Consider the following 6,686-nt stretch of genomic DNA (forward strand, 5'->3'; position numbering starts at 1 on the left):
AAGATGGGCCAGGACTTGCAATGAACCTTCATCAATTGCGCTTTGTGCGCGAGGCGGTACGCCAGAATTATAATTTGACCGATGCCGCCAAGGCGCTGTTCACCTCGCAGCCGGGCGTGTCGAAAGCGATTATCGAACTGGAAGAAGAGCTGGGGGTCGACATCTTCACCCGTCACGGCAAGCGTATCCGCGGCCTGACCGAGCCGGGGCGGCTGGTGCTGCAATCGGTTGAGCTGATTATGCAGGAGATCGACAGCCTGAAGCGCATCGGCAAGGAATACGCGGCGCAGGACAGCGGCAGCTTTACCATCGCCACCACGCATACGCAGGCGCGCTACACCTTGCCCAAGGTGGTGCAGGCCTTCATGGTGAAGTTCCCAAAAGTAAGATTATCTTTGCTGCAAGGCAATCCGCAGCAGATCGCCGAGATGGTGCAGCGCGACCAGGCCGACCTGTGCATCGCCACCGAGTCGATCGCCGGCGTGACCGGGCTTGTCACTTTGCCATGCTATCAATGGGAACACGTGGTGGTGGTGCCGCCCGATCATCCGTTGCTGCGCAGCAAGCAGCCGACGCTGGAAGAGATCGCGGCTTTCCCGATCATCACGTATGATGGCGCCTTTGCCGGCCGCAGCAAGATCGACCACGCCTTCTCGCTGCGCGGCCTGAAGCTGGACGTGCTGCTGGAGGCCATCGACGCCGACGTCATCAAGACGTATGTGGAGTTGGGCATGGGGATTGGTATCATAGCGGGCATGGCCTTCGACGCCGAGCGCGACAAGAACCTGCGCGCCATCCCGGTGGGCCACCTGTTCGGCATGAACGTGTCGCGGGTGGCGGTCAAGCAGGGCGCCTATCTGCGCAGCTATATTTACACCTTTATTGAACTGCTGGCGCCCACGCTCAACCGCAAGTTGATCGAACAGGCCATGAGCGGTGAAAAAGACAACTACGAACTATAAAAGAAAGCATCAACATGATTACCAACCAGTTGACACAATATTACGCCGTCAACGCGGACAACTATGACCAGGTCTACGCTCAGGAAGAGCGCTTTGACGATCTGGACGATTTGCAAGAAATGATCGCCGAGCTGTTCCAGGACCACCAGGTGCTGGAACTGGCCTGCGGCACCGCCTACTGGACCGATCTGATCGCGGAAGTGGCGGCGTCGGTGCACGCCACCGATATTTCGCAGGAAATGCTGGACCTGGCGCAAACCCGTGGCCTGGACGAGGACGTCGTCACCTTTGAACAGATGGACGCCTTCAACCTGCCGGACGGCCTGGAAGGGCGGTACACCGCCGTGTTCGCCGCCGGCTTGTGGGCGCACCTGCCGCGCGAGCAGTACGAAAAGTTCCTGAAGATGCTGCGCGCCAAGCTGGGTAAGGATGTGCTGCTGGTGCTGCTGGACGAATCGTATGTCGATGGCAATTCGACCGTCATCGCCCGCACCGATGCGGAAGGCAACACTTACCAGATCCTGACCGCCGACGACGGCCAGCGCTATGAAATCCTGAAGAACTACCTGACCGACAGCACGCTGCGCAAACGCTTCACCAACCACGCGAAGCAGTTCCGCATCGAGCGGCTGGAGTACTACTACTTGCTCAGTTGCAAGCTGAAGTAAGACCACAAAGCCGCCTTGAGCGGCTTTTTTTATCTTGATGCGAAATTACAACAGGTTAGCGTTGTCACATTGTTGAAGTAATTGATAGGCATGATTCCCGCCGTGGATTCAACGCACCTTTCTTCAACCTAAAGTAGAGAACATCAAGTGAAAAAACTTACTCTGGCAGCACTGCTCATCGGCGGCTTCGCAGCACAAGCCCAAGCGCAATCGAACGTCACCATCTACGGCCTGGTCGATGCCGGTCTGGTGAGCGAGCGCGGCGGCGTTAATGGCTCCGTGACCAAAGTCACCAGCGGTATCGGCGGCCAGTCGCGTCTGGGCTTCCGCGGCACGGAAGATCTGGGCAACGGCCTGTCGGCCATCTTCCAGATGGAAACCGGCTTCAAAGCCGACGACGGCTCGCTGGACAGCGCCAACACGATCTTCAACCGCCAGGCGTTTGTTGGCCTGAAATCCAAGGACGCCGGCCAGCTGACCATCGGCCGCCAGTACACCATGCTGTACAACGCGCAAAGCCAGGTCGCCGACCCGTTCGGCGCCGGCTACGCTGGTTCGATCAAGAATCTGTTCCCGTCGGCTGGCGCCAACACCCGCGTCAGCAACGCCATCGTGTACACCACCCCAACCGCGGGCGGCTTCAGCGCTGAAGCCCTGTACGCGCTGGGCGAGCAAGCCGGCAGCGCCACCGCCGGCCGTCAGTTCGGCTTCGGCCTGAACTACGCCGAAGGCCCGCTGAACGCGCGCCTGGTGTACAACAACAAGAACAACGACACCGCCGCCGTCGGCACCACCCCGGCTAAAATCCAGGACACCGGCCGCAACACCATGTTCGCTGTCAACTATGACTTCAAAGTCATCAAGGCTTACTTCGCGTACAGCGCCGACAAGGGCGTGAACAGCGCCCAGATCCCGGTGGCCAACGCCTACGGCTTCGCGGTGGCGCCTAAAGCCAGCACCGACAGCAACGATATCCTGATCGGCGCGCAAATCCCGGCGGGCAACGGCTACTTCATGACCTCGTACATCCGCAAGGAGGACAAGACCGTCAACAACCAGGACGCCAACCAGTTCGCGCTGGGCTACCTGTACTCGCTGTCGAAGCGCACCGGCGCCTACGTCAGCTACGCCAAGATCAAGAACAAGAACGGCGCCGGCTACACCGTGGGTAACAACAACGAAGCTGGTAGCGGCGACAAGGCCTTCAACGTCGGCATCCGTCACGCCTTCTAAGTATCCGGCGGCGGCAGCGGCAGGCGGATCATGATCCGCGTGCCGCCGTCGCTGACGATGGCGATATCGCCATGCAATGCCCAGACGCGTTCGCGCATCCCGATCAGGCCGAAGGACGATGCCTTGTCCATGTCCTGTTCGGCGATGCCGCGACCGTCGTCGTGAATCGTGACGTGCAGCGTAGCGTCCTTGCGGTACAGCGATAGCGCCACTTTGCCGGCTTCGGCGTGGCGGGCGATGTTGGTCAGCGCTTCCTGCACGATGCGGAAGATGGCTGTGCTGTAGGCATCGTCGAGTATCAAATCCTCTTCATTGGCGTCCAGCGTGCAACCGATGTTGTTGCGCTGAACGAACTCCTGGCGCAGGCTCTCCAGCGCGAAATACAAGCCGCCCTCATCCAGCGCGCGCGGCCGCAGATTGCCGGCGATGCGCCGCAGCGACGTGATCGCCGACATCAGTAGTTCATCCATGCCGGCTTGCAGCTTGCGCGCGGCGGCGCTGTTGCCGCCTTGTCGTTGCAGCAAGGCCAGGTCGCCGCGCAGCGTGGCCAGCAGTTGACCGAGATCGTCATGCAGTTCGCGGGCGATGTGCTTGCGCTCTTCCTCGCGGATGGTCTGTAGCGCGGCCGACAGTTCGCGCAGCTGCGAATAGGACTGTTCCAGCTGCTCCTGTACCTGCTTGCGCTCGGTGATGTCGCGCAGGATGATGGTGTAGATCCGGCTGTCGCCTTCGCTCAGCGAGGAAATCGTCCCTTCCAGTGGGAAATGCAGGCCGCTGGCCTTCAGGCCGGTCACCGCGTAGTCGCTGGTGCGCCGGCCCTTCATGCGCATGCGGATGCCGGTGTTGCCGAAATATTGGGTGGCGCCGTTGCCGGGGTGCCGGCGCTGGTCGCGCGGGATATAGCGGTGCAGCGGCGCGCCGCGCATCGCCTGCACCGTGGTGGCGAACATGGCGGCGGCGGATGGATTGACCTGCAGAATGCGCTGGTGCTCGTCGGTGGAAATGATGGCGTCGGTGGCGTGCTGAATGATGCCGCGGCTGTGTTTGGCGGCGTCGGCGCTGCGCGCGCATGACCAGCCCAGGCGCCAGGACAGGCGGCTGGTCAGTGCCAGCGCCGACAGAACCAGCAGGGAGGTGCTGAGGCGGCCCATATGTGACTCCATGCGGCCGAAGGGCCGTGAGGAGTCACGCTAAACCGGAAACCGATGAGATGCGTTGATTTACATCTGCTTGAACAGATGCAGGAAGCTGCGGCTGACCTCCAGCTTGTCGGAACGGCCCTTGATCATCACCAGGTGGCGGCCGCGGATGTCGCGCGTCACGCCTTCGATGGCGTTGACGTTGACCAGCGTGGCGCGGTGGATCTGCCAGAACAGTGCCGGGTCCAGTTCCTCGGCCAGGTCGCGCACCGGCTTGCGGATCAGCGCCTCGTATTTCTCGGTCTGCACGCAGGTGTACTTTTCGTCGGAACGGAAGAACAGAATTTCCTCCACCGGAATCATGCGCAGGTCCTGGCCAATGCTGGCCTGTATCCACTGCAGGTGGGCCGGCTTGGGCGTGGCGATCTTCTCGGTCAACTGGGCCAGCATGGCGGTCACGGTCGAGCTGATGTCCGGGGCGGCGCTGGCCGGCTTGTCCAGCCGGCCTTTGAGACGGTCGACGGTGATCTGCAGACGCTCCAGCTCCGGCGGTTTCAGCACATAGTCGACGGCGCCGCGCTCGAAGGCTTCGACCGCGTAGGCATCGTAGGCGGTGACGAACACGATATTGCTCTTGTTGCCGATCACGCTGGCCGCCTCCATGCCGGTCTTGCCCGGCATGCGGATATCCAGGAAGGTAAAGTCCGGCTTGAGCTGGTCGACCAGTTCGATGGCCTCGTCGCCGTTCTTGGCTTCGCCGATAATCTCCAGCTCGGGCCAGACCTGGCCCAGGCGCATGCGCAATTGGTCGCGCATTAAACGTTCGTCATCTGCAATGATTGCTGTAGGCATGGTGCGGTGTGTAAGGTTGTTTAAATTATTATTCAACGAATTGCCTGAATAAGCAATCAGTAAGCAATCGATAAGCAATCAACTGGTTTTTTTTGCCAGCTGGTAGGGGACCTCGATGGTGCAGATCACGCCGCTCGGGCTGTTGGCGGTGATCAGCAATTGCCCCTGTTCGCCATGCAGCAGTTTCAACCGCTCGCGGATGTTGGACAGGCCCAGGCCGGTGCCGTTGCTCGGCTTGGCGCCAAAGCCGAGGCCGGTGTCGGAGACGATCACGCGCAGTTTGTTGTGGGCGACGTCGGCGCGCACTTTCAGCGTGCCGCCCTCGGGCTTGGCTTCGAGGCCGTGCTTGATGGCGTTTTCCACCATCGATTGCAGCATCATTGGGGGGAAGGCGGCGGTGCGCAGCCCTTCCGGCACATCAAACTCGATGTTCAGGCGCTCTTCCATGCGCATTTTCAGCAGGTTGAGATAGGCTTCGACCATATCGGCCTCGCGGCCGAGGTTGGTGAACAGCGAACTGTCGCGCATCTGCGGCAAGACCGCGCGCAGGTATTTGATCAGGCTGTGCTGCATGGCCGAGGCGCGCGGCGGGTCGGTTTCGATCAGGTGCTCGACCGAGGCGAGCGTGTTGAACAGGAAGTGCGGCTCGACTTGCGCCTGCATCATCTGCATCTTTGCTTCGCTGAGCTGGCGCTGCATGGATTCGCGTTCGGCGGCGGCGTTGGCGGACTGGGTCTCGGCTTCGGCGCGTTTTTTACTGCCCATCAGGAACTTGGTGCCGAACAGTGCCAGCACCAGCAGCATGACGAAGCTCTTGAACCAGGTCGAGGCCTGGCCGTGGTAGCGGGCCACTTTCTGTTCAGCGGCGTCGTCGACGGCTTCCTCAATGGCGTTGGACAATTCCTCGCCGATCTGCGGCGGCAGTTCGATGTGGACTTCTTCGCCCGGCAATGAGGGCAGGGCTGGCACGGAGGCGGCGCTGGATTTTCCCGGCTTGGCGGGCGCGGCAGGAGTTGCCGGCGCGGCCGGCGCCTCAGGTGCTTCCGGCGCTTCCGGTTCGGTCGCTGGCGCTGCCTGGCCGTTCTCCTCGGTATTCTTATTGCGGATCTTGCCGCGCTGGCTGAAGTGAATGCCGCTGTCGTCGATGCGGATATTGGTATCGTTGCCTTTGCGCTTGTTCGTGCGGTCGTGCTCGACCTGCTCCTGGATCGGATTACCAGAGAAAAGTTCATCTTGCAGAATCGAGCCGGCGGCCAGCATCAGGAGGGCAAACACCAGGAACTTCCACCACGACAGCTGGGTAACCCAGGTGACGATGGCATCAAAGCCGTTGTGCAGCAGGCTGCCGACGGTCTTCAGGGTGTCTTGCACTTTAGGCGTAGGAAACATGAACGGCTTTCACTCTTAACATGATGCAAGTGTAACCAGCGCCGCCCAGGTACGCCATGCGATTGCGACAGTCTGCAAAATTTGGCGACCAGACTGCGATGTAAAAGGAATCGCTTGCCAAAGCCGGTTTGGCTTGCTATAGTTCGGTCCCTCGCAAGACACAGCATGTAAATGCAGAGTGAAGCGAGAAAAAAAGAAGGTTGACGAAATGCTGCAAACGCTTCATACTCTTCCTTCTTCGCTGACGAACAAAACGCTTCGCAGCAAGCAGTAACAGATCTTTAAAAATTTACAGTCGATAAATGTGGGCGTTTGGTGCTGCAACAAAAAGCATTAAATGCTCAACAAAGAAATATTCAGTAGAAATACTGTCAGTATTTTTGAGAAGAGCGAACCAGTGACCAGCAGTGGTCACAAACAGAGATTAAACTAAAGAGTTTGAT

Annotated in this window: 6 protein-coding genes; 3 read left to right on the forward strand and 3 right to left on the reverse strand. The window is 59.9% G+C overall.

Going from position 1 to position 6,686, the window contains the following annotated elements:
• Positions 1-20 precede the first annotated feature (20 nt).
• The 3 genes from GTP44_RS23365 to GTP44_RS23375 all read left to right on the forward strand — a co-directional run bounded on the left by GTP44_RS23365 (position 21) and on the right by GTP44_RS23375 (position 2,863).
• Positions 21-962, forward strand: coding sequence for a CysB family HTH-type transcriptional regulator (locus GTP44_RS23365; protein WP_160991897.1), 942 nt, complete (start codon positions 21-23; stop codon positions 960-962).
• A 14-nt stretch (positions 963-976) separates the two neighbouring features.
• A complete protein-coding gene (locus GTP44_RS23370) occupies positions 977-1,630 on the forward strand; it encodes a class I SAM-dependent methyltransferase (RefSeq protein ID WP_160991898.1) in 654 nt (217 codons plus the stop codon).
• A 147-nt stretch (positions 1,631-1,777) separates the two neighbouring features.
• Positions 1,778-2,863 carry a porin gene (locus tag GTP44_RS23375; RefSeq protein WP_371867306.1) on the forward strand — a complete coding sequence of 362 codons (1,086 nt, stop codon included), beginning with the start codon at positions 1,778-1,780 and terminating at the stop codon, positions 2,861-2,863.
• Here the strand turns inward: GTP44_RS23375 and GTP44_RS23380 are convergent.
• The 3 genes from GTP44_RS23380 to GTP44_RS23390 all read right to left on the reverse strand — a co-directional run bounded on the left by GTP44_RS23380 (position 2,860) and on the right by GTP44_RS23390 (position 6,243).
• Entirely contained in the window at positions 2,860-4,014 is a 1,155-nt protein-coding gene (locus GTP44_RS23380) for a PAS domain-containing sensor histidine kinase (protein ID WP_161021291.1), read from the reverse strand. The two genes, GTP44_RS23375 and GTP44_RS23380, sit on opposite strands and share 4 nt — an antisense overlap.
• Before the next feature lie 69 nt (positions 4,015-4,083).
• On the reverse strand, positions 4,084-4,854 hold the full coding sequence (locus GTP44_RS23385; protein ID WP_160991900.1) for a LytR/AlgR family response regulator transcription factor: 771 nt from the start codon (positions 4,852-4,854) through the stop codon (positions 4,084-4,086).
• 78 nt (positions 4,855-4,932) lie between these two features.
• On the reverse strand, positions 4,933-6,243 hold the full coding sequence (locus tag GTP44_RS23390; RefSeq protein ID WP_161021292.1) for a sensor histidine kinase: 1,311 nt from the start codon (positions 6,241-6,243) through the stop codon (positions 4,933-4,935).
• Between the last annotated feature and the right edge of the window lie 443 nt (positions 6,244-6,686).

The organism is Duganella lactea, from assembly GCF_009857505.1.
GTDB lineage: Bacteria > Pseudomonadota > Gammaproteobacteria > Burkholderiales > Burkholderiaceae_D > Rugamonas > Rugamonas lactea.